Below are 25,884 nucleotides of genomic sequence, written 5' to 3'. Positions count from 1 at the left end.
TAGGCGCCGGCCTGCTGCGCGCCGCTGGCGAACACCGCCGCGCCGCCGGCCATGGTATCGGCCGCGCGGCGCTGGGCGTCCGCCATCTTCTGGACCGCCGTCGTCGACGAATCCGACACGGCGCTCCAACGGGCGTCCACGTCCTCGGCGGTGCCCCGGACCGCATCCATCCCACGGACCGCCGCGAGCGCCGCCGACACCGCATCCTGCTGCCCCTCGGACAGCGCCTGCGTCGCGGTGGCGCCCGCCTGCTGCGCCCGGACCTGCGCCGTCTGCGCCATCGCCATGGATTGGACCGGGGCGGCCAGCCCCACCACGGCGGCGTTGGCCGTCTGGACCGACGAGCCGAATTTCTCGATGTAGGTGACGGCTTCGGCCGGCAGAGCGCGGCCCTGCTGGAGGTATTGCGTCATCCGACCGGGGCCGGCGTTGTAGGCGCCCGCAACCTGCGACCAGTCCCCGCCGAACTGCCGACCGAGCTGCGCCAGGAACTTGACGCCGCCCCGGATGTTGTCGCGCGTGTCGGAGGCATCCACGCCCAGCCACTGCGCCGTGCCGGGCATGAGTTGCATGACGCCCATGGCGCCGGCGGACGAGCGCAGAACAGAGCCGTCGGCACGGTACTGTTGGAGCCCGCTCTCGATCCGGCCGATGGCGAGCGCGACTTCCTCCGGCACACCCTGCGCCCGCGCCTCCGAGCGGATGGCGTCGACGATGGCGCCGCCATCCTGGACGGCCACCGGGAGGGCCGCGCCGCCGCTGAACTGGCTGACGTCCAGCGCCGGAGCGCCGGCCGACATGCGGATCCACATGGGGTTCGACTGGCTGCCCAGCGCACCGGCACCGCCCGACAGCTTGTCGAACAGGGCCTTGTAGCCGCCGGGGTCCGACGCCGTGACCGGCTTGACCTGGCTGTCGCCCGGCGGGGTGCCGGCGAGCAGCTTGGTCAGGTTGCCGGTCAGGTAGGTTTCCAGCGGCTTGGTGATGACACCGCGCACGACGATGCGCTTGATGTCGGCTTCCAGCCCCTTCAGCAGGTCGCCCAGCTTGCCGCCGGACACAAGGGCGTCCTCGAAGCCCTGGGTGATGACGTTGGCGAAGTCGCGGCTGGTCTCGGTGGCGTCGGCGATGCGGGCCTGATACTCGGCCACCGCCCCGGCCTGCGCCACCCAGGCGTCGCGGGTCTCCTGCGGCACCTGCGCCCAATCGCCGGAGTTCTGGACCTCCAGCGTCGCCTTCAGGATGGCGATGGTGCGCTCACGCTCGGCGTTCGACCGGCCGAGCAGCTCGAACTCGGCCCGCGCCAGATCCAGATCCTGGTTGCCCTGGCGGATGGAGGCGTTGACGCGGGCAACGGCGTTCTGCGCCTCCAGCGCGCGGGTGCCGGCCTCGATCGCCTGCGCCCGCGCGCTCTCGGCCGAGACGCCTTCCTTCAGGACCTGCGCGCGGACCTTGTTCTGGATGTTCGCCTCGGCCACGGCGGCACCGGAGACGGCCTCCGCCCGCGCCAGCCGCTGCGCGCCCTCGATCTGCTCCCCGATGTCGCGGTTCCAGGCGGCTTGCTGCCCGGCGAGGCTCGCCAGCGACTTCTGATAGTCGGCGTTGGCGAGCGCCAGGGCGCGGACCGGATCGACACCGCGCGCGACCTGCTCGGCGTGGACGTTCTGCGCCTGGGCCTGCGCGGTGGCGATGACCCCGCCCTGCGCCTGCGCCTCGGCCAGCCGCCGGGCGGCGTCCACGGCCAGGACGGATGTCTTGACCGACGCGTCGACCTGCGCCGACCACTCGACCATGCCCTTGGTGTAGGCGTCGTCTTCCGCCTGCTTGGCCTTCTTGTAGTCCGACGTCTTCCGGAGCACGTCGAAGAACACGGCCTGCGCCTGTGCCGCGACGAGGGCCGGCTGGGACAGGCTGGCGGTCGCGGCGCCGAGCGCCTTGGCGTCCTGGATCGCCTCCTGCGCGGTGCGGTGCCGGTCGGCCGCCTCAGCCGCGTACTTCCGATCCAGGCCGGCATTGATCTTTGCCGTCTCGTCCGGCGTCAGGCTGTCGCTGGACAGCCGGCCGGGCTTCTGGAGAATCTGTTGGCGCTGGATCTCGAAGTCGCGCGCCCGACCGGCGGCGGCCTCCATGACGCGCGCCTGCCGCTCCATCTCGTCGGCGAACGCCTTGGCCGGGTCGATGGAGTCAAGGAGTTGCTTGCGGTAGAGCCCGAGGAGGCGCGCCGCCTCCTCCTTCTTGACGGCGCCGACATCGAGCGCCCGGTTGATGAGACCTTCCGCGTTCGCGAAATTCGTGGAGGCGGCGATGGCCGGATCGACCGAGCGGGCGAAGTCGCCCGCGGCGGCGGACAGGCGATTGTATTCCGTGCGGACGCCGAGCTCCCACTTCTTGATGGCGTCGTCGCGCTCCTCGCCGCGAAGCTCATCCAGCCGGGCCTGCTTGCGGGCTCGCTTCCCCGACCACATCGATCCGGCGAGGCTCGCCTCAAGGTCCCGGATCTCGGTGTCGCGGCTCGGGCTGATGGTCTCGACGGCCCGCTCGCCGACCTGATCGACCTTGTCGCTGGTCCATTTCTTGACGCGCTCCCAGGCGGCGGCGACCTTGTTGATGCGGTCGGCCGCTCCCTCCGCGCGGTCCTCGATCGCGCGCAGCATGACGACCTGCGCCTGCTCCAGGTTGCCCTGCGCCTGATAGTTCCGGATCAGCTTGCGCTGGGAGTCGTCGAGCAGGCCGTAGCGGTCGATCAGGGTGTCGGCGCCCTTAGCAGGGTCCACGAACAACCCAGCCAGTTCTTTGGTAGCGTCTCCGACCTCCTGTCCTGTGGCAGATGCCCAATTCTTCGTTGCGGCAGTAAGCCCCCCCAATACATCGGCACCGACCTTGCCGGTCGCAGCATAGGCTGTCGCCACTTCCCGCGTGGCGGCGCGCGATATATGTTGGGTGGCGGCAATTTGCACCGCCATTTCGGAAAGTCCGTGCGACGTGATGCTGGTAGCGCTGCCGGTCAGACGAACCGCTCTCTCGAATTCCCTCAAATCACTGGTGAAGCGATAAGCACCGTAGATCGCTGTTGCCAAGCCGGCAGCTACAGCGACTGCCCCCGCCGCGACCACCCCCATGCCGAGAGAGAACTTCGGCAGCTCCGCCCCACCCGCCTGCAGGGCCTGGACGATCTGGCCGGACTGCTGGGTGAAAATCATCATGGGTGGTTGCCCCATGATCAACCCGCTGACCACATCGTTGATCTGCGGCGCCAACGCCTGCATTTGGGCCTTGTTCAGCCCGACGGCATTGGTCATCGCCTTCTGGCTGGCAGTCGACTGCTCGACGATGTTCCGATGTCGTTGGATTGCCGCCGTGTAGGTCGTGTATTCGTCCGGATCGAGCTTTCCTGCAGCATGCGCCGCATCTAGGGCCGCCTGATCCTGGGCGAGGCGCCGCAGCGCGGCTGAGGCCGGATCCGCACGCGCCTTCAACGCCTCAAGCGCGTCAGCCTCCTTCTTCGCAGCAAGAGCAGCGGGCGACATGGATGCGGCGAGACGCATCTCGTCAGCGGCCAGTTCTTCCGCTGACCGCCCAGCCGCTGCCGCTCCTGCGCGGAGATCGGCGAGCGCGCTGTCGTACTTCTGCTGCTGCGCGATCGCCGGGTCGATCGAGGCCATGACCTGCTTGTACGACGTTGCCAGTTTGGCATTCGCCTCCGCCGCTTTCTGAGCAGCTCGCTCCGTGGCCTCTTCCTGTTCCTGAAGGAGCCGTTCCCAGGTTGCTTCGTAGTCCCGTTCAACCTGCTTTCCAAGGGAGCCGAGGTACCGCACACCGAGCAGCTCGTTGACCAGCTTCTGGGACTGGCCGGCGGCGGCGACGCTGGCCTGCTCTTGTTTCCCAACAACCTCGGACCAGAAGGCCGCGTATTCCGCTTCGGCCTCGGCCGCCAGCGGTGCGAAATGCCGGACGCCAAGCAGTTCATTGACCGCCTTTTGCGAACGCCCAGCGGCTGCAACGATAGCCTGGTCCTGCTTGTCGGCGATCGCACCCCAGAAGGCCGCGTAATCCGCTTCGACCTCGGCCGCCAGCGGCGCCAGGTACCGCACACCGAGCAGCTCGTTGACCAGCTTCTGGGATTTGGAGCTCGCGACGCTGAGCGCTTGGTCCTGTTCAGCCAACAGGCGCGCAACGTCGGCGGCATAATCGTCACGAGCCGCTCCAACAAGATCTGGCCCGTGCCGCACACCCAATGTGCGATTTACGCTCGCCTGCCCTGCAGCGGCGCGCGCCTCAGCAGCGATCCGCTCTGCCGCGAGCGCTTTGATTTCGCGTTCTTGGGCAATGCGGGCCTGAGCTTGCGCGCGCTCCTTATCCGCAAGGCGCTGAACTGCAGCGGCCTGTTCATACACGGCTTCGCGCGTTGCCAGGATGGAGGTTTTGAACTCGTCGGCGCCGATTTTTCCGGACCTGTAAGCCGAACTGATGGCCTTCTCGGTCTGCGTTGCCGCACGTGCAAGGTCGACATAGCCGGTTTGAGCGACGTTGAGGCCGTCCTTGAGCCGGCCGATCATGTCGGCGGCCTGCCTGTGACCTGCGGCGCCACGTTCCTGCGCCTGAGTCACCGCATCGACTTGACGAGCAATCCTCGATAGCCCATCGGCCGCGGGAAGCAGCTCCTTGGCGATACCGGCAAATGCTCGACCGACCCCGGCGCCTGCGTCACGAATCTTGACGTTCGTTTCGATGGCAGCCGAACTCGCCTTTCCGAGATCGCCGACCAGCGAAGCCAAGAAGGACTTGGCCTGATTGACTCCGGCAGCAACACCTTCGGCGGAAACCGTAAGGTCGAGAAGCCGCGACTCAGCTGCCATGCCTGCCCCCAAGAACGAATGAGGGCGCCTCGGCATAGCCGGGCGCCCTGTCGGAAAGGAATCGCATCAGGTCGATGAAGGGTGGTGAAACACCAGAAAGGTCCGGTATCACCATTTCGCCTTGATCAGGATCGACGGCCGCCGGCTTGGGCCTTCCAGTCCAGAGAAATTGCTCCAGGCGTACTGGACCGTGGCGAACCGAGCCCAGCGACGCCGAAGGTATTCGGCCACGGGTCGAAGCACGCCGAGCGGCGCATGGGCCGACCACGGTTCACCTGTGCGCTTCTTCCCAGCCTCAACCCGCCCCGTGTAATACATCTTGTTGGTGATGACGATTTCCGCATCCTGCGGGATCATCCGGTAATCGGCCGCCCCGTACCCGCTGAACTTCTCGCCATTCACGAGCACGATGTAGCTCTCGACGAGTTGCCCGGTTTTCACCGGAGTAGCCCCTTCCAGCAACTGCACCGCCTCGGTCACAAGGTTGCCGATGTAGCCGAAGCGGAAGTAGGCGACGCCGTTGAACCGGATGCTTTCAATCGGCGCGCCCTGCACTCCGTCGATCCACTGTGCGACGCTGGAGGGGCTGCTCTCCTGAACAGCCCGCCCCAGTTGCCGGTGCACCTCGGCCACCACCAGCTTCTTGATCTCCGCCTCAGCGCCCGCGAATGCAAGCTGGACAGAGCGCTCAAACGCCTGGATGCCGGGACTGTTGCCGAAGGCACCCTTCACATAGCTGCGAAGAACCGGGTCAAGCGCCATGGCTCCCTCTCGCCTTCATCACGGCTTCCAGCAAGGCACCCTTGGCCTCGCCGTCCGGGTAAAGCTGCAGAGCCTTATCCTTGGCGAGTTCATAGGCGTCGATGTCCTGCTGCGACCAATGACCGGGCTTGTCTTCATCCCGCAGTTCAGCCTCCGCGGCGGACATGATGCCGAAAGCCTCCATGAGGGCGGGATTCTGGTCCAGCGTTGCCGGCCCTTCCGGAAGATGCCCGGCTCCCATACCGCCCTGGCTAAGCCGCCAGAGCCCGATCAGGGGCCAGACCCAAGAGGGTATCCAGTGCCGGGGATTGGTGAGATACCGCTCCCCGAACACCGTCCAGGTTTCCCTCAGGCCTGCGCCGGATCCAGCGCCTGAACTTCGGCCGCCGCCGGCTCCGGGTTGGTCGGCGCTGCCGGCGAATCGCTTGGGCTCGACGGCGACAGCGACGGCAAGCCGGAGAAGTTTCCCGTCCGCTTCCGGACGCTGTTCATCTCCCGCACCTTGTTGATGATGGCGAGAATGTCGGCGGGCGGGATCACGTCGATCACGCCTTCATCCGCCAAGTCGCCCGACGACGCGAAGGGGACCGGAACATCGTCGACGACGACGCCCTCCCACCCGACGAGGTGGAAACGCAGCATCAGCGTCCGATCCTGCGAGTTGGCCTTGTGCCGGGCCACGATGGTCTGCCGCACGGTCGGGTGATCGCTTGCGAGGTCGAAGAGATTCTGGAACGCGCCGGTCAGGTCTTCGGGGACGCCGGCACCGGACGTCTTCAGCCCGGCCTCGACGGCGAGCAGATCGGGATCGTCCAGATCAATGACGCCGGCCTCCGCCGCCTTCTGGATCGCGCGGAACATCCGACGATCGGTCGGCGCCTGCGGCAACTCCAGCGACATGGTCACCAGTTGATCGTTGGTGCGGTAGGTCGGGACGCGCAGCAGGTAGACGGGCTGCGTGGGGTTCTCGGCCAGCTCGCGCTCCAGTTTGTCGAGCGCTTCCTGCGCAGCGACCACATCGTCGCCGGCACTGTCCAGGGCTTCCAGGAGATCGATGTCTTTAGGCGCTGCAGCACTCTTCGCCGTCGCCTCGGCGAGGACATGCTCGGCATCGGCCAGCGTTTCGCGGGCTTTGGTGATCTGATCGATCAGGGGGATGAAGCGGACGGGCGCACGGGTGTTCAACAGGATCGACATGATGGTGTCTCCGGGATGGAATGAATGGTTCAGACTGAGACCCGCGGGAGGGATGAGCCCTCAGGTCGTCTCGATGCGGATGGCGCGCTCGATGCGCTCGACCACGTAGCTGTCGCCGTCAGCCGTACGGATGAGGCGTCCGTCCGGGCCGACCTTGTGGGCGGTGTACCAGCCGGCGGCATCGTCAGCTTCGAGCGCGTGCTTGACCTGCTCACCGGTCTCCGCATCGAGGATGCGGAATCGGTAAGCTCCGGGATCGGTGTGCTTGACGTGCATGATGATCAGGCCGTCAGGCCCTTGACCGTCCACATCACCGAGAGCTCCAGCGCCTTCATGCCCTCGGCGAAGTAGTCGGTGTCGAAGGACAGGGTGGCGCCCATGAGCATCTCAATGGGCTCGCCGGGCTGGATGGTGATCGGCTCCAGAACCGGAGTGCGAAGCGCACGGGCGCGTTCGAACAGATCCTCAAGCTCGGAAGCCTTGCCCTTGATGGCGTCGTGGAGCGCCTTCTCCTCGTCGGACAGAGCGCGATACTGCGGGCGGAAGCGGCTCGGCTGGATCTCGCCGGCTTGGCGGCCATTGGGCGCGCCGTTATAGAGATGGGCCATGATGGATCCTCGGGATCAGGGGCGAAACTGGGGCGCGATAGGCGGCGGAAGCGCATCCCGGACGTTCCGCCGCCATCACCTCGCGCGGGTGGTCGGCTTTCGCCGACGGCGGTCCTGGCCCGGGTCAGGAATGGGGGTGTTATGGAGTCGGCGCCGGGATATAGGAGATGGGGCCGGACGACTTGATCGAGACGTCGAAGGTTTCCGCGGCGTCCACGGAACCGTTGCGGCTGTAGTTCTCGACCACGAAGGTGCCGACGAAGGAATCGCCGTGGCCCGAGATCAGCTGAGCCTCGATGTACTCGCGGTTGATCAGCGCAGCGAAGAGCTTTCGGGCGCCGGTGGTCAGGCTGTCGAAGATGCCGTTGCCGGAGATCGACAGTTCCATCGAACCGCCGCCCGGCAGGTATTCCTTCCAGCCGTCCGACGCGACGTTGGTGATGTCGATCGACGCGCCGTTGATCTGCACCTTGCAGTCCTTCAAGCCGCCGATGGTCAGGAACGTCGGGATTGCTTCTCCGTCGCTGATTTTGAAGGTGAATTGCCGGCCGGATTTGGCCTCGATGGTGGTCGCCATGGTGTCGGGTCTCCTTTACCGGGGGGCGATGATCGCGGCCGACACGCTCGTCGCCGACGAGTAGGTCATCGACACGCGCGAATTGCTGTCGTTGAAGGCCTTCAGCGGGAAGGGACCGACGATGCGGTCGCCACCGGCCGGCACGGTCACCGTCCGGTCCGGTTTGCTCACAGGGCCGAAGCCGTCCGGCGAAGGGGTGGCGTTGCGCGACTTGATGGTCAGCGTCACCGGCGAGCCGGCACCGTTCTTGATGTGCAGCAGCTCCTTGCCGGTGTTGGTGAAGCTGTCGCCGGAGGAACCCGCGGCGCTGTAGGTCAGCGCGGCGCCGGCCTCGCTGGTGGTCTGGGCGGTGATGTGAGCCATGGGGCTTTCTCCACATGAAAAAGCCGCCACGACACGATGCCGGGCGGCGGGAAGAAGGAGACGGAAGGAGGTGCTGACGCTAGACCGCCACCCACCAGTCGACCTGGATCGGGAGAACCCAGAAGGCGCCCGTATCGTCCTTGGCGCCGTTCAGGATGGCAGCGTTCTGGACATGGACGAGTCCGGACAGTTTCTCGTCAGTTTCGACGAAGGGAGTGAAGAGCGCTTCGATCCCTGAGGCGATGGATTCGGCCGGCTCGGGGCCCGAGTCCGCTGGGCACCACACCTCGATGTGCAGAAAGCCTTCCACGCACGAAAAGCCGGCATATCGGCGCTTTGGGTGACGGAAGAGGCGCGTCCGCAGGGTCGAGCCTGCGGATGACGGGTTGAAAGGGAGGTTCTCACCGATTGTAGGAGGGAGATCAGACGCCGCGGAGAGCACACCCTCTATGGCAGCCCGCACCGCCGCATCGTTGATGGCGTCCATCACCCATTGCCCCGGATCTGGATGTCGTAGAGCAGGACCGAGTTGCCCTGCATCACCTTCGACACGTTCTTCACAGCCCATGGGGCGGCGAAGGGGATGACGAGGTCAGTCGGCGCAGGATCGCCCGTAAAGCCTGCGGCAACCAGCAAATCCTTCATCAAGATGATGCGCATGTCCCCGACCACCACGGTGCCGGCGATCTCTTCGGCGGCATAGCCGGAGACGCCGGCATGGATCCTGAAATCCCGCGCCCAGGTCGGGGTGACCACATCATCAGACGCGGCTTGGGCGACCAAAGGAGGCGTGATCTGGAGGGCCGAAATCTGATTGCCGCCAGCCTGCGCCATGTTGGTGACGGTATGCGCTCCCTCCCCGATTGTCATGACGTCGCCGGGCCGGATCTGGCCAACCAGATACGAGCTCTTGAGGCTGACCGAGTTCGAGCCGTAGGGCGCATCGGCGGCGAGGCGCAAAGCCTGGTGCTGCGGCGGGTTCTGGGTCGCGCCGTTTCCGGACACCGACCGGAACACGACCGGCATCCCGAAAGAGCAATCGAGGGTCCAAACCAGTCGCTGCGGATCCCGGCGCGCCGGGGAGCCGGTGATGGTGTAGCTGGCGCCCCCTTCCAGCGTGATGATGCCGCCCGGAGCCGGGTTCGGCAGGTCGGATACGGCCACGTCGAACGACACGGCTTCCCGCCAGAGTTCGAGCACGTTGCCGAAGCGCAGCCGATTGGCTGTTTCGTGCCGCAGGTCGCCCTGGTGTTGCATGACGGAGCACGGCCGCGTCTCACCGGATGGCGACACATAGGTCGCCGGAACCCCTTGGAACCCCAATGCGATAGAGACAGCCAGAGCGCTAAGGTCCATTGCGACCCCCGCAAACAAAAACGGCGCGCCGGAATCCGGAGCGCCGCCTATGAGACAGATACTGGAAGGTCGCTGAGGGGCTCAGGGCATCATGTAACGTGCACCCGCACTACTCGGCACCATAGCAACCCTAGCATAGCGCCTACGGATGCGCAACTTGAACTGAGCCGGACACGGGATCCAGCCGCGGCGGGGCGGAATCATGCATCAGCGTCTGCCGAACAAGGTCGAGGAGGCCGGTGTCCATGCCCGACCGCTTGAGCTGCCCCTCCAGAACTTCGACGAGTGCCCCCACTCCCCGACGCAGCTCCTCATCCCGATCCTCCAGAATCTTCATCTGACCGCGCAAGTTGGAGATCTCCCGACGCGCCTCCACCAGCTCCTGTTCCAGTTGATCTTCACGCTCCGAACGCCCTCCCCTGGCCATGGAGATGGCCGCGCCGATTGGCCGGGCGATTTGCGGCGACCAGTAAATGAGCCAGGCGATGTTCGCCCCAATGCAGAGAAGTCCGAGCGCCAAGACCCACGGTCCGCCGGCCTGCATCGCCCGGATCAAATAGACGAAAGCGGCCAGGAATGTGTCGATCTTCTCGACCTCACCACCGGCTTGCTCGGCGCGGCCTGAGGCGGCCACCAGCACGCCGGAGACCGCGGTCAACGCGAGCGAGATGCGGGCTGCAATGTGCATGGCGGTCAATCCCCCAGCGTTGCCGGCCGCGCCGGTTGCTGCGTTGCAAGTTCTGCGTAGCGCCCAACCTCGGAAGGCGGCGGGGCGAGGAATGCTTCAGCGAGAGCATCGGTAGCAGCGATCAGGTCAGCGATCGAACCATCGTTCTGGAACGTGCAGTCCGGGCCGATCCGGGACATTTCCTGTTCGGACAGATGCACGCCGCTGACAATGCCTGGACGCTCGACGCGGATCACGAACCCGCCGAGGGCGCGCACAGCGGAGCATTCGTTCACAAAGCGCACGTCGTCGGCGACGACGAGCCCCTGCCCTGCCCGCTTGGCCCATGCTGAGACCCAGAGATCCGGGTGAATCTGCACCCTGCCCCACTCGGTTCCCAGAGCCTGCATGGCCCAGCGTGGTGTGGCGCCGCACAGCAGGTCGCAAGGCTGTTCCTTTCGGTCGCCCTCGATCTCGCGCTCCGTCAGTCCCAGCCCCCGCATCATGTCCTTCAGGGGCCCGGAAAATTTCTCGCGACGAAATCCCCACCGCTCTACCAGCCGATTGGCGACGGTCGACTTGCCGGATCCGGCCAGACCGGACAGGCCAAGCACCAACGATCGCATCAGAGCATCTCCAGTGGGCGCGTGGTTTCGATCAGGATGTCGGGCCCGACCCGCAGCGGTGCCGGCACGTCGCCGGGCTGCATGTAGACGATGGGCTTCACCATCGCTTGGAACGCCTTGATTTCCTCGGCGATGCCGAAGCTCTCCGTCCAGCCGGGAAGCTTGCAGACGATCAGGCCTCGCGCGGCGGCCATGAACGGCGCGTCGGCCGGCAACCAGATGCCATGATCACGCGGATCTAACCCGCCGAGAATGGCGATAGGATGCGTGTGGACGATCGGCGCGAAGACTGGAATGCCGGCCTTCACCAGAACAGCAGCCTGATCGCAGGCGGCGCGAAACGCCGCTGCGATTCCACCCGCGAACTGGCTGTACGGCGTGGCCAAATACCAGAAGCTCATGCCGAGGCCCTCCAGGCCAGCCATTCCTCCGACGAGGCACGGCGGGTCTCGTCGAGATAGACGGGCACCTGGAAAGTGACGCCACGGGTGGGGTGGGTGAACCACAGGGCCTGGATCGGTTCCTGGTAGCGGGCGCGCAGGAACAGGCGGGCGTATTCGTCGTATCCTTTAAGCGCGCCGTTGACGATGCAGCCCGACATCGGCAGATACTGGTGCCAATGGCCCATCACCACAGTGTCGAAGTCGCGGCCGATCTGCGCCTCGCTGTTGCGCAGCTTGATGGTCCCGCGGGTGACGGGCCCGAGCAGCCCGATGATTCCGTCGCCACCGCGCACTCCCAGGCTGTCGCCGTGGGTCAGCATGTAACGGTGCCCGTAGACCCGGAAATGCGCGTCGGCCTCGCCGGGGATCTGAAACTGGATCCGGCTGTCGCCTTGGAAGTGCCGCTCCAGTTGGCAGTAGAGCAGCCATTCGAAGGAGGTGTGGACACGGCCCTTGGCTCGCGGCTTGTGCGTCATGCGGCCATGGTTGCCGACAACGCAGGGGACGAAGACCCGACCGAACCGGTCGGCCATCTGCGTCAGGGCCCAGATCAGCACGCCCTGCAATTCCAGCAGTGTCGGCGCCGTCATCAACTCGTTGGAGACGGCGAGTTCCTCGTGGATATCGCCGGAGATCAGGTCGCCGCCCAGGCAGACGACGATGCCAGGGTATTCCGGCCGAACCATGTGCGAGAAGCACAGGTCTATGGTGCGCTCAACCAGACGCCGGACCCGCTCCGTCGCAACGGCGATGTTGAACTCGTTGACGCCCCCGACCTCGACAGCGCGGACCACTTCCCCAAAGTGCCAGTCGGACCAGATGGTGACCGGTACGCCTGGCGCGCTGCCGCCGGTGCGCTCATCCACCAGCCATGCCGGCGGCTCGGGCGTGTCCGCGGTCAGTCCAAGGATTGAGGTGCGGACCTTCTCCGTGTCGAGATCCTCCCGGTAGGCTTGCCGGAGCTTCGCCTCCAGATCACGAATCCGGTCCTGGAACTGCACACGCTCCCGATCCGTCACCGCCTCTGCCGGTGGCGACCCATCACGCATCGCGCCATTCTCCGTTGCGGCCTTCACGCGAACGCGCGGCTTCTCCCGCTGATAGGCGAGCGATCCAGCCTCGATGCGTCGGCGGGCTTCCTTGATGCGCCCCTCGAACGTGCTCTTCGGCACGCCGATGCCGAGGACATCGCCTCGCAGATTGAGCTTGGTGGCATGAGGCGCCGCCGTTCGGGAGATTCCATGAAGGTCCAGGAGGCGCAGGGCTTCCAGGAGCCATTCGTCAGCAAGGGGCTTGATCGGCATGCGATCTCCTAAAGCTGCGCAAGGATGGAAGGGATGGAGAGGATGACGGGCAGCATCAGAAGAGCTGCAAGGCCCCAGAGAATCATGAAGGCGCGATCTTGGCTGGGCATGGCTGCGGCGCGTGCCGTCAAGCGATCACGTCGCCGATCGGCACAACGGGCCAGAACGGCAGCATGGAGCCGGGCGTGGCGTTGATCACCTCCAGCCCGATCGCCGCGAGCGGTTCGACGGTGCTGGCAAGGGCAGGCAGATAGACGTCACGCACCATGGCGCCGTCGGCATAGCGTGGATCGGCCCGACCATCCCAATGGGTCGCCCCATCATCCGCCGTCGCCATGTCAGCACCGAGCAGGATCGCCCTGGCGCAGCCGAGATGCACAGCGACGTTGAGGGCAAGTTGCAAGGAGGTACGGCGCCCCCGTGCGCAGGAAGGACACTCAGTCTCGATGCCGTCCGGGCCCGTGTCCCACAGGCGATGCCAGCGGCCGTCAGTCGTGGTCGACAGGGTCACGCTACGGCCTGGAAGGGATGGAAGGGCCGGGTTCGCGTCGGTCGCGATCAGGAAGTCAGCGGCCGGGAATATCTCGGCGTAATTGATGACCATTACCCGGCGGCCGAGAAGAAGGGATCGGTCGAAACTCCGCAGGCTGGGGCCGGCGCCGAGGATGAAGACGGTTTCGCCACCCCACATCCTCGGCACCGTCCACAGCATCAGGACACCGCGCCGTTCAGCCGGACGATGCCGGTGGAGGACGGATTGGCCGCCACCGCAGTCGCGGCGCCGATCAGGGTGTTGCCGCTGGACGCCGTGGTGCAGAGCTTGTTGGTGTTGTCCCAGTAGACCTTGGCGCCGAGAGCCCAGGCCTGCGCACTCGCCTTCGGCAGCTCGTAGACACCGGTGACGGAAACCTGGACCTCCGCCCCGCTGGCTGCGGCGCAAGCCGCGACGCCGAAGATGGAGCCGACGAGCAGGCCGTCCCCGGAGTTGACGAGATAGGGAGCGATGAGCGAGAGCGCGTTGCCGGGCATGATGAAGTTACGCATGACGGAAATCCTCTCTGAAATGCACGAGGGCGGCTGCGTGGCCGCCCTCTATCTGTCCGAATCGAGCCCTGCCGATCAGGCCGGCGCCGCCCCCGGATCCTTGTAGACGCCCCGGTAGTCCATCACCCCTGCACCGAAATCATGGCGGACCTTGATCTCCATGCCATCGACGTCGAAGCCGATCCGCTCCTCGGTGTAAACGCCCTCTTCGCCTTCCAGATAGGCATAGGTGATGGAGCCGGTTGGCGACGCCGGGTCGGTGAACAGGTAGTGCGCGGTCTGGCTGTCCGCGTCGAGCAGGGGCTCGACCACCGGCTCCAGGCTGCGGAAGAATTCGGGGATCTGCTCGCCCGCGGTCGCCGCCACCATGCTGCGGGTCACGATCAGCTGTTCCGCTTTGGTCTCCAGCGCCGCCGGCACCAGCAGGATGGCGGGCTGCGCGTTGATGATGGTCTTGCCGTCGAGCGCCTTGACCTTCCGCATGGAGCTCCGACCGGCGCTGAGGCTGGCGAGGGACAGCGCAGTGCCGCTGGCGGCGAGGTTGCCGTGCCCGGCGTGGAACAGCGCCTTGCCGTCGGACATGACGGGGTTGGCGAGCAGGACGCCGTAGACGACCGAATTCTCCGTCACAGCGGCTCGGAAGCCGTGCTCCTGCGGGATGCGCGTCAGAGCGTCGAGTTGGTCGTTGACGATCACCTGTCGGGTGATGGCGACGATCTCACCATAGGTCGCGACGCGGAACGACTCCTTCGACTCATACAGCTTGCCGCGCTGGAACTCGCCGTGCTCGCCCACCTTCGGCAGGACGCCGCCGCCGCCGAACTGGACCTGATGCATGTCCTTGAAGTCCGTCGCCATCGTCTGGCGCGCCCACGCCATGAAGGTGCGCGGCGCCATCTGGTAGCCGGCGCGGAGGCTGGTGTTGGCGACGCCGCTGAGGATGTGCGGGAAATCCGAGGTGGTCTGCAGTGCCCGGATGGCGATCTCCTTGTCCGCCATGCCACGGACCCTGGTGCCGTGGGACTCCAGCACCTCGCGCGCCAGGTTGATCAGCTTGATGCCACGGTACTCGACCGCTGCGCCGTCGAGCTTGTACTTGCTCGGATTGGACCGGTTCAGAAGCGCACGCACTGCCGCGTCGGCCCGGGTCTGGCCTTCGTCCTGCAGGACGGTGATGTTGCTGCGGGTCTCGGGTTGCTCGGCCTGCTCGCGCTGGGCAAGGCTGTCCATGACCTTGGTGCGGAAGGCGTCGATGGACATGCCGCTCCGGATCGCCTCGTCCAGCACCTCGTTGGAAACCCCGAAGCTGCGGACGACAGCGATGTCACGAATGCCCTGGATGCGCGCGGATTCGGCCGCACGCGTGGCCTCGATCTCGGCGGCCGAGTTGACAGCCGGCGGAGCCGCCGGGGAAACGGCGCGGCTCTCGGTGCCGGGCTGGGGGGCATCCGTGCTGACGCCGGGCGCCGGGGTGTTGGTATCGGCCATGGTGCGTTCTCCGTTGCTGACCGGTTGGGTGGGGTGCGCGGCGACTGCGCGGGAAACGGCCTGTTCGAGCGCAGCCGACATTCCGGCCGTGTCGATCGTCAGGTTGATGGTCTGGGTGTTGGGACTGGTGCCGGCCGGCAGATCGGCCGAGCGTTGATCAGGCGGCTCGGTGGGCAGCGCGCGTGTGCCGGCGCCACCATCCGCTCCGACCGGCACGAACGACAGCTCCAGAAGCTCCCACTTCGTGATCGTGCGGGTCTTCGGATTGGTGGTTTCATCGACCTCGTACGCCAGGATCTTGTAGCCGACGCTGACGTTTCGCGTGATCCCATCGGCGATATCCTGGACGATGCCGGCGATCTCCTGCCGGGCGGACATCTTGGCGGTGAGGATGAGGTCGGAGCCCTCGAATCGAGCGGTGCCCGGCAGGGTCGTGCCGATCGTGCTCCGCAGGTCCCACTGCTGATGGGAGTTCAGCACGGGCACCGCCCCCTGCTCGAAGCGGGTCAGGTCGACCGCGTCGGGGCTGACCAGCAGCACCTCGTCATAGTATTCGTCACGCCACCAATCGTACCGGCGGACGCGGGCGCCGGTGGAAGCGACGACATCCACCGTACGGTTGACGGAATCGAACGTGCTCGGCTGCAGGCTCGCGGCGCGGCTCTCGATCGGGTTCTCCTTGGTCCCGCGCTGCTGCGCGGGCACGGCACCGCCCGGCGCCGCCCCATGGGTCGGTGTCGACATAAAGGTCTCCGCTGGTTGAGGTTAGACGCGCCCGTTGATCAAGGCGCGGAGAGTGGCGGCGTCGGGATCTCCCTCGGCCTCAAGGATGTCGAGGGCGACGCGCGCGATGCGCATGGCGCGGTCGGTCCCTCCGGCTTCGATTCCGTTCGCGGCGCCAGTTTTGGTGACCTTGGCGGCGTCGATGTCGAAGACGAGCCCGACTTCGTCCACCGCAGTCTTCCAAGCGATGTGGTCCGCCAGAACCTTGCGGTGGTTGTAGCCGCGCCGCGCAATTGCCTGTTGCGGGGCCTGGAAACCGGCGCGCACTTCGCCAAGATCGGCGAGAAAGTCCTTCAGCGGGTCGGCGCTGACGAACTTCGGCGGCTCCCACTCCACGCCGTAGTGGCGACGGCTGATCCGACCTGCGAGGAAGGCCGCGTCGATGAACCACTTCCACGTTGGCTCGCAGAACATTGGGATGAAGTCGAGCCACTGAAGCTGCCCGATCATCTCGTGGAGATCGTTCAGCCCCGCTCGATAGCTGCTGAAGTTGACGTCGCTGAGGTCCGAGGTCAGCAGCTCGTAGGTCATGCAGGCGCCGGCCGCGATCCCGCGCAGCTCGGACTTCATGTATCCTGGATAATCGGGGTTCGTGGTCGGCTGGTGGAACTGGACCTGCTTTGCGCCGGTGGCACGGAACAACATGCCGGGCGAAACGCTCTCGACCAGATTGCCTTCGGCGTCGAGCGCACGCGGCCCGAGGGTCGGGTCCGCATTTGACGAATCATCGCCGATCACGGCGCCGACGAAGCACGCCTCCAGCTTCTTACGCATCTGCTCGCTGATGCGGTAATCGCCGATGTCCTCCAGCGCGATCAGGACCGCGACCAGCCACGGCACGCCGCGCTGCGCACCGATGCGGATCTTGTCATAGAAATGAGCGATATCCGCCGCGGGAACCGCGGCGGATTCCGATTTGAACGGCGTCAACCCGCCCACCGTTTCGCCAGGATGGTACGGGAACAGCCAGTAGGCGGTGCGCCGTTCACGACCCTTTCCGGTCTGGATGCCTTGAACGATCATCCCATCGCTCAGGATCTCGTTCCGGCGCTCATCCAGGTGGTCCGGTTCGAGCAGCTGGATTTCCAACGGCACGTGCAGGCCGTCGCTCTTGAACCGGCGACGACGGCGAGCCAAGGCCTCCCCATTTTCGAAGAACGACAAGGCGGCAAGTTTCTGAAGGCCGAAATAGTCGTGGGTCCCCGACGCATCGCACTCCTTCGACCAGATGGCGAAGGCGTCGTTGATCTCCTTGTCGAGCTTCTCGTCGCCGGTGGCGGCGCGGGGGGTGATCCCGGTGCCGACCAGCTTGGTGGCAAGGGTCCGATTGGCCTTCCGGGCGTACCCTGAGTTTCGGATAGCCTCGCGAGACGCCGCCCGGAGCACGCGCAGCGACGACCAGCTCTCCGCATTTGCCCCAGTGCTCGGCGGCCTGCGGCCACCACGTCGCCGATCCGGCTTGGCTGCGTCATAGGCGCGCGCCAGCACCTCGACCGCAGCCCGATCGCGCATACGTCGGAGCTGCGCCCGCGGGGAGACCACCCCGATGGCGCGATCAAGCCAGTTCGCTTTCATGGCTGCCTACCGGCGAAACTGCAGGAGGATGGATGGAGCGCGCGCTGCCCGGCTAGCGGCGGCCAGCGGGTTCGGGACGCCGAGCGCATTCGCCGTCGTGGCGATGCGGTGCTCCAGGTCCGTGCCGCTGATGAACTCCGTGACCACGCCGTTGTACTCGACACGGCGCGCACCGGTGGCCCACGCCTGAACGAGCTTGTCCAGGAAGGCTTGAGACAGGGCCATGGATGGCCTCGCTTTTCGAGAAGAGCGGCGATTTCGGATCGCCTGAAAACGACGAAGGCCGCGATCCTTGCGGAAGCGGCCTTCGCTCAGCGGCCAATTACAGCCACCATAACCTATGTACCACCTTGATCTTAGCTGGGCAAGACGAAACGCGCGTGACAGTGCCAGCCATCGGTGATCAGGTTCAGTCCTTGCTCATTTTCTTCGCCCAAATGCACAAGGCGACGGTTCCGACCGCGACAGCGCCGACGCCAGTCGCGACGGCTGCCCATGTGGCCGCAGCACCCGTAATGGTGATCACGGTCGAACCGGCGCTTATGGTGATAGTGGAAGCGGCTCCCGCTGCGGCCGTCGCAATGGGACCGAGGACTCTTGACAACACAGCCGGCTGCATTTGCATCCCCAAGCATGTTGCGATGGACCCCGTTTAGCAGAGTGTCCCTGGTTGGTGTGTGGATATTGAGCAAAAATTGGTGCGACATCCATTATAATTTTATGCATATACTGATATGTAGTGGTGCCGGAAAAATTCCGCCTACCGTCGTAACCAGTCCTTGCGTGCGCCCCCAAGCCACTCATTCTTTCGTACTGACGCCGCCTCCTCCTGCCCCCCCCGATTTCCAGCAAGCTGCAATCGCCCCTTGCCATCCCCGTCTTCAGGATCAGACTCCTGGCACTGCTCCGGTAATGGCTTCATTGTCCCGACGCCCATCAGTTCTGCCGCTGCCCGCTGCATCATCTCGCAATCGAGATAATGGTTGTCCTTCGAATGTGGCACCCATTTCCCCTTGCCCGAGGGGAGCGCCATGCGGCTTTCGGCAACCACTTGGCGGGCGTAATCCTCATCAATGTCCTCCGGCAGGTGCCAGCCGCCCGGCTGGTCCGCTGGCCATTCCAACCGACCATGCACCCAGGTCTTGAACACGTCGGAATCGAGGTGGTGCCCCTGAACACCGTAGCTGCGGGTTCGCCCCCGGCCGTCGACGTCGAGCTTGAACGACATGATCGGTCGAGTGAGCTGGTCCTTGCCCTGGATCGGGCGGGCGCGATGGAAACCGAACCGCCGGCAGAAATCGGCTACAGCGTGGGTCGGTCGCTTCTCCTTGTCGCCCGGCCGGTAACCGTAGTCGATGAGGCAGAGGGAGACGTTGAAGCCCTGGAAGTCGGCCTCCAGCAGGTCAGCCAGATCGTTCCAGACCGCATCTTGGTCAGTCTCGCCGAACAGGACCGTCGCCTTGATCAGCCATGATTCCCAGCGCGCTCCCCAGCCCCGGTGGACGACGTAAAGCCGGTCTTTCTGGACGTCGACGGTCATCGCGATCTTCTGCACGCCGTAAGGCACCTCGCCCATGGCGTAGGGCAGCCTCCTGGCCAGCACGACGTCATGTTTCGGTGCAGCGCCAGAGTGCCGATAGAGCTCGCCGAAACCGGTGTTGATGACGGCTTTGATGGATTTCTGGTTCTTCGACCGGTAGGCGGCGACCAACTTCTTGGCCCGGTCGCCCCAGCTGACGAAGGGCGAGGCGAGGCCTGACACCCAGAAGGTGGCGATGTCGGTGTCCGGCAGATCACCGACCACGGTGCCGTCCGGCAGCACCTGCTGGCCTGGGGCGATGTAGCGCGCGCGCTTGTTCATCCAAGCCTTGTGCTTGTCCTCAATCACCAAGCCGTCGGTGTTGCACTCGCATTCCGGATTGGGGCAGCTCAGATGGGCGGACCGCTGCGCCTCGGCCGGCGTGACCTTGCGTCCGTCCTTCGGCTTCGCCCACTTCAGCAGGCTCAGCCGCGGGATGAAGTATTCCTTGCAGTAAGGGCACGGCCAAGCCCACTCGAACCGGGTTCCCTCCTGCCACAGTTTCCAGGTTGGGCTGGTCAGATCATCCGGATCCACCACCTTCCAATGGACGATCCCGGTCTCGGGATGCTCCTCTGTTTCGACCGACCCTTCGAGCGGCGTGGAGATAACACCCAGCTTGCCGTTGGCGTAGGAGTTCAGGCGGGCATCGCCGAGGGTGACCGGATCACCTTCGTCCTTCACGTCGTCGCCCATGCGGTCGCGCTCGTCGACCAGCACCAGGCCGGCGGGCTGACCGGCGAGCTGCGAGGCCGATCCGGCCCAGGCCAGGCGCAGCACCGCACCGTTGATGATCTTCCGGACCTTCTTGTTGGCCTTGCCCCAGATCGTCTTCTTCGTCAGGCTCTTGGATGACTTGATCAGCTGGATGAGCTGCGGCTCGAAGGTGTCCTCGACGAAGTTGCGGTCCGGGCCGACATACATGCAGGGCACCGGATCATCATCCATGCGACGCCCGATCACGATGGCGAAGGCCAGCGTCTTGCCCATCTGCGAGCCCATGACGACGACGATCATCTTCCAGCGCGGCTCGTCGAAGGCGCGCATGATCGGGACCACGTAGGGCGTGTGCGAGGGGTCGTAGGGGCCGGGAATGCCCGAGGTCGGCGGGAGTTCGACGCTATCGACCGCCCACTCGTCGGTGAAGCGCTTGGGCGGCGGGCGCAGCAGCCCGGCCCAGCGAGACAGGAGTTCCTGGGCAGGCTGTGTGATCTGGTTCATGCCGGTGAGAACTACCAGTTCAGCGACAGCCATTCCCTGCCGGCGGTCGTTATGATCAACGTCGGGCGGCGGTGGGTATCGGGTGGCCCAGCCATCAACAGTCCGGCATCAACAAAGGCTTGAGCCTCCTTCGCTTTCAGGGCATGGCCGCAGCATAAAACATACTCCCGGCCGCAAAGCGGGAGGTGGGAAAAGCCGTCCTTCTCATTCCACCGAACACCCCAAGGCAGCCAGCCCGTTGCGAGCGCCGACATGAGGGTGAGGCGTCTCTTTGAGCGCTTCACCCCGCATCCCGAGATGCGCACTCGGAAATTGCTCCACTGAACCGCCAAGTTGGAGTCCGGTCCATTGCGGAGATCACAGCCCCTTGATGTGTCGATGATGTGGTCTGCGGCAAGCGATTGAACCGCCGCATCGGAGACCGACCGCGTTGCTTCAGGAATCACTCGCCGCACTCCCCGTCAGCTGGAGATCCTGATATGTCAGGGCGGAGAAGTCTCGCGACGCGATTGCCGCCAACGCCTGCTCCAACCGCCGCTCATCCACGCCGAATCCCTCGGGGTCAACCTCGGCAATGAGTTCCTGAAACCTATCCAGCGCATCCTGCCGCACCGCCCAAACGATGACGGGAAGGCGGTAGGTCATCTGACGATGAATCAGAACCCGGACGATGTCGCCCGGCGCTTCGAGGCGCTCGGCATCGTCCACGACGAAGCATCCAGCCGGAATGGCCGGCAGAGCATTAGGCGATGCGTGCGTGATGCGGCAGCGCGGCCGGCGTGCTGACGATCGGAGAAAGTCAGCCATCATCGGGCATGGCGAAACGAACGTGGTGCAGATTCCTTGGTCATGCATGGCGTTCGCCATGGCAATCGCCGCGGTCGTTCGCCCAGATTGTGCCGGGCCGGAAATGAAGATGTGACGGGTGGTCATGACGTTGCCTCCATGGCTGGAATGCGCCCTTGTCGAGCGGCGATTGGGTCAAGCTTCATGGCCGCATCCAAACCAAGCGGCGGACGCCCGCAGACCATCAGCAGCTCGCCCCGATCAGCGAGAACCTCAGCCGCCAGGGCGATGCAGTCGTCGAGGCCGATGGTTGGCCCATAGCGCAGCGCGATCATGCGGAGGACTTCAAGGTGGCGCGCGTCTCCCCTGCCCGCCTCGAAGGCCAAGCAGAGGTTCTGTATCTGCTTAATCGCAACTTCCAGATCCATCCGGCGCCATGGTCGATCTTCAAGGACGGCAACCAGCTCGGTCGGGCACAGGCCACCACGATGAGCAAGCCGTTCCAGCGTCTGGCTGTGGTTGGCCACTGCCTGCTTCTCGTGAGCGCTGACGATCCGCCAAGGAATTCCCTTCGGGACGTCAGCGGGACGGCGGCCCGCATAGAGGATAGGGAACATGGAATCCGCGCTCATTCCGCCTCATCCTCCTCTGCGTCATCATTCGCACGGCACGCGTCGCCGTCGGGCCCGCGCGTGTGGGTGTAGCGGTGCTCCGCGCAGAAGTAGCCGCCACAACGCGGACCGTCGCCTGGATCATCGGAGCGGTCGTGCATGCCGCCGCAGGCGTAGCCCAGGCCGCGGTCGATCTTCGCTTCGCAGCCGGGGAAGTCACACGTCGCCTCGACGGTGTAACCGACCTCCCGACCTTCGCTGTTGGTGCCGTATCCCCAACCCATAGCTCACCTCTCCCCGAGCAGTTCGAAAATCGGCTGGAGCGTCGATCCAGCAACGGAGAATTGCGTCTCACTGAAATCGGCTTGGCTGTCGGGGTCGACCTGCCCCTTCACCTCCTCGGCCAGCTTCAGAAGCAGCGGACGGAGCGTGCGCGCATCCAGCCCCTGCGCCGAGGACAGGTGCTTGTTCGTCACCTTGGTTCCCCCGGCCGCTTTCACGCGATCCGACGCTTCCTTCAACACCGCGGCGGCCTTGTGGCCCTCCTTTCGGACCACCTTGATCGCCGCCGACGCGGTGACGCCGCCCGCCTTCACCATGTCCTGGACCGCCGTGTCGGCAGTCGCGAGAGTCAGGATGTCCCGCACATGGCTCTCGGATTTACCGACCGCTTCGGCGACGCGCTTCACGTCGCTCCAGTAGCCCATCAGGCGCTTGTAGCCCGCTGCGAGCTCCTCGGGTCGCCAGCCGCGCTTCAGCCCGGAGCGGAGCATCAGGGCTTCCCGATCGGCGTCATTGCCGGTGAAATGGACAATGTCGACCGTCATGTCGGCTGGCGCGCCACGCTCGATGGCGCGCAGCGCAGCACGTCGGCGGAGGTGCCCATCGATCAGCACAAGATCGTCGTCGCGCTTCCAGATAATGAGCGGTGGCGGACGATGACCAGCGAGGAAAAGGGCGGTGTACTCCTCGATCGTCAGCTCGTATTCGTCATTCCGCAGACGAATGTTGAAGCCCTCGTCCTCGACCAGCATGGCTGGCGGGACAGCGAACAGGTTGTTGGTTTTGACGCCGGGGAGGTTCTTCAGTCGGGTCATGTGCGACCTCTATCGGAGAAAGTTGTTCAGCATGGCAAAACCGGCTCGCGTGGTCGGTTTTGCCATGCCGGCCCGGAGGGGTGCGCTCCGGGCCCAGCATCGACTCGTCAGGCCGGCTTCAGCGCCATCGGCACCAGCAGGACGAAGACGCAAGCCAGAAGGCTGGCATCGACGATCGCCGACATGAGCCGACCGGACGTCAGATCACCGACGACGATCACCGCAGCGGCCATGAACGCGCCCGCCAGACGAAGGGCTCGCCTCATCAGCCGCCGACCTTCTGGCGGATACTCGGCGAGGCCCGCAGCACGGCGTCCGACAGCTCGTCGAGGCCACGCTTGTTCCGTTCCGCCCAGTCGGACCGCAGCACCACCAGGGCATCGACCGCGAGCGTGGGGACCGCCGACGAGAAGAAACCGGACTGTAGATTCTTATAGGCGCCGCCGGGGATGTCCTCCTTCGTATAGACCGTGTTTCCGCCCGGATCCTTGACCGATGCGAAGTCGCCATCCTTTACCGCCACGAGCTTCACTCGGTCGCCGGCCTGGTCGTTGACCTGCCGCATCAGGGGCGAGTTCAGGCCGTTGATGAACAGGGCGCATTGGGCCTCGGCGCCGTCACGGATGCGCAGAACGGCTTGCGTTCCGCCGACGCGGTCGGTTGCCGCCTTGGTGTAGTCCTTGTCCATCTTCACCCAGGTCGCCCAGGTGACCTCGGAACCGGATCCGGCATCGCCGGTGAGCAGCTTCACCTTGCTGCTGCGCAGATCCTTCACCGAATCGATGCCAGAGGCCTTGTTGCACAGGAGATGCGCGAACTCGCGGTACAGCGAGCCGATGCGGACCAGCGCCAGAGCGGAGGACGGGTTTCGGTCCTTGTAGACGCCGTAGGCATCGGACTGGACAAGCGCGGCATCGCATTTGCCGTCGTCGAGCTGGCGCAGATTGTCGATGCTGCCGGCGGTCTCCACCACCTGCACCGCCAGCGAGCCCTTCGCCTGACGGGCGATTTCCGAGCCGGCGTAGAAGTAGTTGCCCTTGTTCGAGCCGGTGCAGATCCGGAGTTCCGGCAGGTCAGCAGCGCCCGCCGCCGGCACAGCCGCGCCAATGGCGGCAAGCGCCAGCAGGGCGGACACGAGGAATCGCTTCATTCGCATGATGTCGTCCTTTCCTTGATTGTCGAGTTGTCAGGGGTCACGCTCGTCCCCATCCGCAGCGGCTGGCATCGCCCATGGCGACATAGGCGTCAGCGATGTCCCCAAAGGTCCCCAGCGCTTCGCCGGTGGGGAGATGCGTGAGAACGATGGCGCAGCGGTGCGGGTGGAGACCGAAATCGCGGTAGACGCACCCATTGACCAGCAGCAGGCCGGCAGGGGTGGTGATGTGGAAAATCGCGTCGGTGAGATCGTCCCGACCGATGACATCGGCGTTGATGTCAGTCATGCGACACCTTCAGCTGCTCATTCGCAGCTTCAGCCGCTTCAATAGCCTGAACGAAAGCCCAGCCGAGCGGCGTCAGCCCGACAAAGCCATTGGTGGTGAAGTTCACCAATCCGAGCGGCTGGCCAGGCTGATTGACGAGATGATGGCAGGGCAGGCGAAGTCGCTTCCTGCTCGTCGCCCCGACCCAGGACTCACTCTTGTGGGCGACAGCAGCAACCTCCCAACTCTTCGGGGTGCGGATGACATCCTGAGCACGCAGGCGGAGGGTCACCGTCGCGATGCTGCGGATCAGCAGCACCTCCGACGCAGTCAGCGCCGCCTCATCGATATCGGCAAGATCCCTGCCGATGCGCGCCAGCGTGTTCGCCTCGTCGGTGGTGACCTTCAGCTTCTCGCCGATGGCTTTCCCCTTCAGCCCCTCCTTGCACAGTTTGTTGGCTTGGAGCGCGAGCCTGCGCTTCTTCTCGTCCATAGCTCAACCCACCACCGGATAGCTGTCGTGCAGCACGCCGTCGAGGTGGCGGCCGGCGGCCTTCTTGCCGACGCGCATCATCTCGTAGGGAGCCATCGTTATGGCGGGTCTATGCTCGTGTCCGGCAAAGCCGATCTCTGCCGACGAAACCCAGTCCCCGTGCTGCTTAAACAGGAACGGCACGCCCGCTTCCGCGCACTGATCGCGAACCGACCGAAACCAGTCCGGGTGCGTGGGCCGTGCGCCGGGGCCGCTTTCGCCGCCGGCAATGACCCAATCCAGGGCGGGCGTCGTGACGATCCCATCTTCGCCGACCGGGTACAGGCCGGGGATGCTGACCGGCCCGAGCAACGGCTCCATCGACAGGAACCGCACGGCGGCTGGCGTCTCCAGCAGCAGCGGGATGCGCAGGTCGGCCATCTTCTGGTCTTCAACGGTGGTACCGAGCCAGACGTTGGGCAGCGGCCACTGAGGCGCAGGACCGGGATCGGCACCGCCCAGCACCTTGTGGGTTGCGTCGCACCATGCCGCGCCAATGCGGTCTTGATCGCCGAGATACTTCCGGGCCACGGCCGGGCGCTTGGTCAGCAGCAGCCAGTCCAGATGCGGGGTGGAGCAGATCAGGCCGAACAGATCGTCGCGCCACGCGTCCGGCACCTCGGCGTCGAACACATCGGCGAGGCTGGCGCAGAACACCCGCATCCGGCGGCCTTCCTTGGCGGCCTTGCGGTCCCAGGAGAGCGGCGCCTTCCAGGTGCTGGCGGCAGTCCGGCGGCGCGGCGCGCCCGATCCCCAAGCCCCACCCAGCCGGCAGACCACCAGCGGTTCGGCGTAGCAGTTGTCGCAGGCCGCCGACAGCTTCGTGCAGCCCAGCCAGGGATTGAAAGTTGCGTGGGTCCATTCTATGGCGGAATTTTCGGCCATGGCGATTCCCTCAGTACCGAGGCTCAACCCTAAGCGAGTTGTGTAACTTACGCAAGTTGACATCTTCGCTTAATGCACTCAAGTTGTGGGAGCGGACGCTGTT

General features: G+C 65.3%; 29 protein-coding genes. All 29 read right to left on the bottom strand.

The window, feature by feature from the left end; genetic code table 11:
• Positions 1–4,856, bottom strand: a 4,856-nt coding sequence (locus J2847_RS29270) for a phage tail length tape measure family protein (protein WP_209782267.1), incomplete at its 3' end; no start/stop codon positions are given.
• Positions 4,857–4,964: 108 nt separating this feature from the next.
• Positions 4,965–5,618: a hypothetical protein gene (locus tag J2847_RS29265; protein WP_209782266.1), complete on the bottom strand. Its 654-nt coding sequence runs from the start codon at positions 5,616–5,618 to the stop codon at positions 4,965–4,967.
• Positions 5,608–5,802 carry a hypothetical protein gene (locus J2847_RS29260; RefSeq protein ID WP_209782265.1) on the bottom strand — a complete coding sequence of 65 codons (195 nt, stop codon included), beginning with the start codon at positions 5,800–5,802 and terminating at the stop codon, positions 5,608–5,610. Before J2847_RS29260 ends, J2847_RS29265 begins: the two co-directional genes overlap by 11 nt.
• 164 nt (positions 5,803–5,966) lie before the next feature.
• Positions 5,967–6,815, bottom strand: a complete 849-nt coding sequence (locus J2847_RS29255) for a hypothetical protein (protein ID WP_209782264.1) — start codon at positions 6,813–6,815, stop codon at positions 5,967–5,969.
• Between the two features lie 60 nt (positions 6,816–6,875).
• Positions 6,876–7,091: a hypothetical protein gene (locus J2847_RS29250; protein WP_209782263.1), complete on the bottom strand. Its 216-nt coding sequence runs from the start codon at positions 7,089–7,091 to the stop codon at positions 6,876–6,878.
• A 5-nt stretch (positions 7,092–7,096) separates the two neighbouring features.
• On the bottom strand, positions 7,097–7,423 hold the full coding sequence (locus tag J2847_RS29245) for an Acb2/Tad1 domain-containing protein (RefSeq protein ID WP_209782262.1): 327 nt from the start codon (positions 7,421–7,423) through the stop codon (positions 7,097–7,099).
• Between the two features lie 139 nt (positions 7,424–7,562).
• Positions 7,563–8,000 (bottom strand): phage tail tube protein, encoded by a 438-nt coding sequence (locus J2847_RS29240; RefSeq protein ID WP_209782261.1) that lies wholly within the window; start codon positions 7,998–8,000, stop codon positions 7,563–7,565.
• 15 nt (positions 8,001–8,015) lie between these two features.
• Entirely contained in the window at positions 8,016–8,363 is a 348-nt protein-coding gene (locus J2847_RS29235; protein ID WP_209782260.1) for a hypothetical protein, read from the bottom strand.
• A gap of 79 nt (positions 8,364–8,442) precedes the next feature.
• Complete coding sequence (locus J2847_RS29230) at positions 8,443–8,850, bottom strand: hypothetical protein (RefSeq protein ID WP_209782259.1); 408 nt, start codon at positions 8,848–8,850, stop codon at positions 8,443–8,445.
• A complete protein-coding gene (locus tag J2847_RS29225) occupies positions 8,850–9,719 on the bottom strand; it encodes a head-tail joining protein (RefSeq protein ID WP_459208599.1) in 870 nt (289 codons plus the stop codon). Before J2847_RS29225 ends, J2847_RS29230 begins: the two co-directional genes overlap by 1 nt.
• A 142-nt stretch (positions 9,720–9,861) precedes the next feature.
• A complete protein-coding gene (locus J2847_RS29220; RefSeq protein ID WP_209782257.1) occupies positions 9,862–10,407 on the bottom strand; it encodes a hypothetical protein in 546 nt (181 codons plus the stop codon).
• A 5-nt stretch (positions 10,408–10,412) separates the two neighbouring features.
• Positions 10,413–11,012 (bottom strand): deoxynucleotide monophosphate kinase family protein, encoded by a 600-nt coding sequence (locus J2847_RS29215; protein ID WP_209782256.1) that lies wholly within the window; start codon positions 11,010–11,012, stop codon positions 10,413–10,415.
• Positions 11,012–11,413, bottom strand: coding sequence for a DUF1937 family protein (locus J2847_RS29210; protein WP_209782255.1), 402 nt, complete (start codon positions 11,411–11,413; stop codon positions 11,012–11,014). The genes J2847_RS29215 and J2847_RS29210 overlap by 1 nt, the downstream gene beginning before the upstream one ends.
• On the bottom strand, positions 11,410–12,759 hold the full coding sequence (locus J2847_RS29205) for a hypothetical protein (protein WP_209782254.1): 1,350 nt from the start codon (positions 12,757–12,759) through the stop codon (positions 11,410–11,412). Before J2847_RS29205 ends, J2847_RS29210 begins: the two co-directional genes overlap by 4 nt.
• A gap of 127 nt (positions 12,760–12,886) precedes the next feature.
• Positions 12,887–13,471, bottom strand: a complete 585-nt coding sequence (locus tag J2847_RS29200) for a hypothetical protein (RefSeq protein WP_209782253.1) — start codon at positions 13,469–13,471, stop codon at positions 12,887–12,889.
• Positions 13,471–13,803 (bottom strand): DUF2190 family protein, encoded by a 333-nt coding sequence (locus J2847_RS29195; protein WP_209782252.1) that lies wholly within the window; start codon positions 13,801–13,803, stop codon positions 13,471–13,473. The genes J2847_RS29200 and J2847_RS29195 overlap by 1 nt, the downstream gene beginning before the upstream one ends.
• Positions 13,804–13,878: 75 nt before the next feature.
• Complete coding sequence (locus J2847_RS29190) at positions 13,879–16,035, bottom strand: prohead protease/major capsid protein fusion protein (RefSeq protein ID WP_209782251.1); 2,157 nt, start codon at positions 16,033–16,035, stop codon at positions 13,879–13,881.
• Positions 16,036–16,056: 21 nt separating this feature from the next.
• Positions 16,057–17,649: a phage portal protein gene (locus J2847_RS29185; RefSeq protein WP_209782250.1), complete on the bottom strand. Its 1,593-nt coding sequence runs from the start codon at positions 17,647–17,649 to the stop codon at positions 16,057–16,059.
• Positions 17,650–17,655: 6 nt separating this feature from the next.
• The gene (locus J2847_RS29180; protein ID WP_209782249.1) at positions 17,656–17,874 is read right to left on the bottom strand and encodes a hypothetical protein; all 219 of its coding nucleotides are present in this window, start codon (positions 17,872–17,874) and stop codon (positions 17,656–17,658) included.
• Between the two features lie 535 nt (positions 17,875–18,409).
• Positions 18,410–20,482, bottom strand: a complete 2,073-nt coding sequence (locus tag J2847_RS29175; RefSeq protein ID WP_209782248.1) for a terminase gpA endonuclease subunit — start codon at positions 20,480–20,482, stop codon at positions 18,410–18,412.
• A 402-nt stretch (positions 20,483–20,884) separates the two neighbouring features.
• The gene (locus J2847_RS29170; RefSeq protein WP_209782247.1) at positions 20,885–21,382 is read right to left on the bottom strand and encodes a hypothetical protein; all 498 of its coding nucleotides are present in this window, start codon (positions 21,380–21,382) and stop codon (positions 20,885–20,887) included.
• Positions 21,379–21,867 carry a hypothetical protein gene (locus J2847_RS29165; protein ID WP_209782246.1) on the bottom strand — a complete coding sequence of 163 codons (489 nt, stop codon included), beginning with the start codon at positions 21,865–21,867 and terminating at the stop codon, positions 21,379–21,381. The genes J2847_RS29170 and J2847_RS29165 overlap by 4 nt, the downstream gene beginning before the upstream one ends.
• Positions 21,864–22,130 (bottom strand): hypothetical protein, encoded by a 267-nt coding sequence (locus J2847_RS29160; protein ID WP_209782245.1) that lies wholly within the window; start codon positions 22,128–22,130, stop codon positions 21,864–21,866. The genes J2847_RS29165 and J2847_RS29160 overlap by 4 nt, the downstream gene beginning before the upstream one ends.
• Before the next feature lie 3 nt (positions 22,131–22,133).
• Positions 22,134–22,943 carry a ParB/RepB/Spo0J family partition protein gene (locus J2847_RS29155; protein WP_209782244.1) on the bottom strand — a complete coding sequence of 270 codons (810 nt, stop codon included), beginning with the start codon at positions 22,941–22,943 and terminating at the stop codon, positions 22,134–22,136.
• Between the two features lie 107 nt (positions 22,944–23,050).
• Positions 23,051–23,209, bottom strand: a complete 159-nt coding sequence (locus tag J2847_RS29150) for a hypothetical protein (RefSeq protein WP_209782243.1) — start codon at positions 23,207–23,209, stop codon at positions 23,051–23,053.
• On the bottom strand, positions 23,209–24,099 hold the full coding sequence (locus tag J2847_RS29145; RefSeq protein ID WP_209782242.1) for a TAXI family TRAP transporter solute-binding subunit: 891 nt from the start codon (positions 24,097–24,099) through the stop codon (positions 23,209–23,211). Before J2847_RS29145 ends, J2847_RS29150 begins: the two co-directional genes overlap by 1 nt.
• A 37-nt stretch (positions 24,100–24,136) precedes the next feature.
• Positions 24,137–24,385 (bottom strand): hypothetical protein, encoded by a 249-nt coding sequence (locus J2847_RS29140; protein WP_209782241.1) that lies wholly within the window; start codon positions 24,383–24,385, stop codon positions 24,137–24,139.
• A complete protein-coding gene (locus tag J2847_RS29135) occupies positions 24,378–24,857 on the bottom strand; it encodes a hypothetical protein (protein WP_209782240.1) in 480 nt (159 codons plus the stop codon). The genes J2847_RS29140 and J2847_RS29135 overlap by 8 nt, the downstream gene beginning before the upstream one ends.
• Positions 24,858–24,860: 3 nt before the next feature.
• A complete protein-coding gene (locus tag J2847_RS29130) occupies positions 24,861–25,781 on the bottom strand; it encodes a phage Gp37/Gp68 family protein (protein WP_209782239.1) in 921 nt (306 codons plus the stop codon).
• Positions 25,782–25,884 lie beyond the last annotated feature (103 nt).

Origin of the sequence: Azospirillum agricola (genome assembly GCF_017876095.1) — a bacterium.
Taxonomy (GTDB): domain Bacteria; phylum Pseudomonadota; class Alphaproteobacteria; order Azospirillales; family Azospirillaceae; genus Azospirillum; species Azospirillum agricola.
The sequence above is the reverse complement of the archived record's forward strand: the minus strand, read 5'-3'. Positions and strand labels throughout refer to the sequence as shown.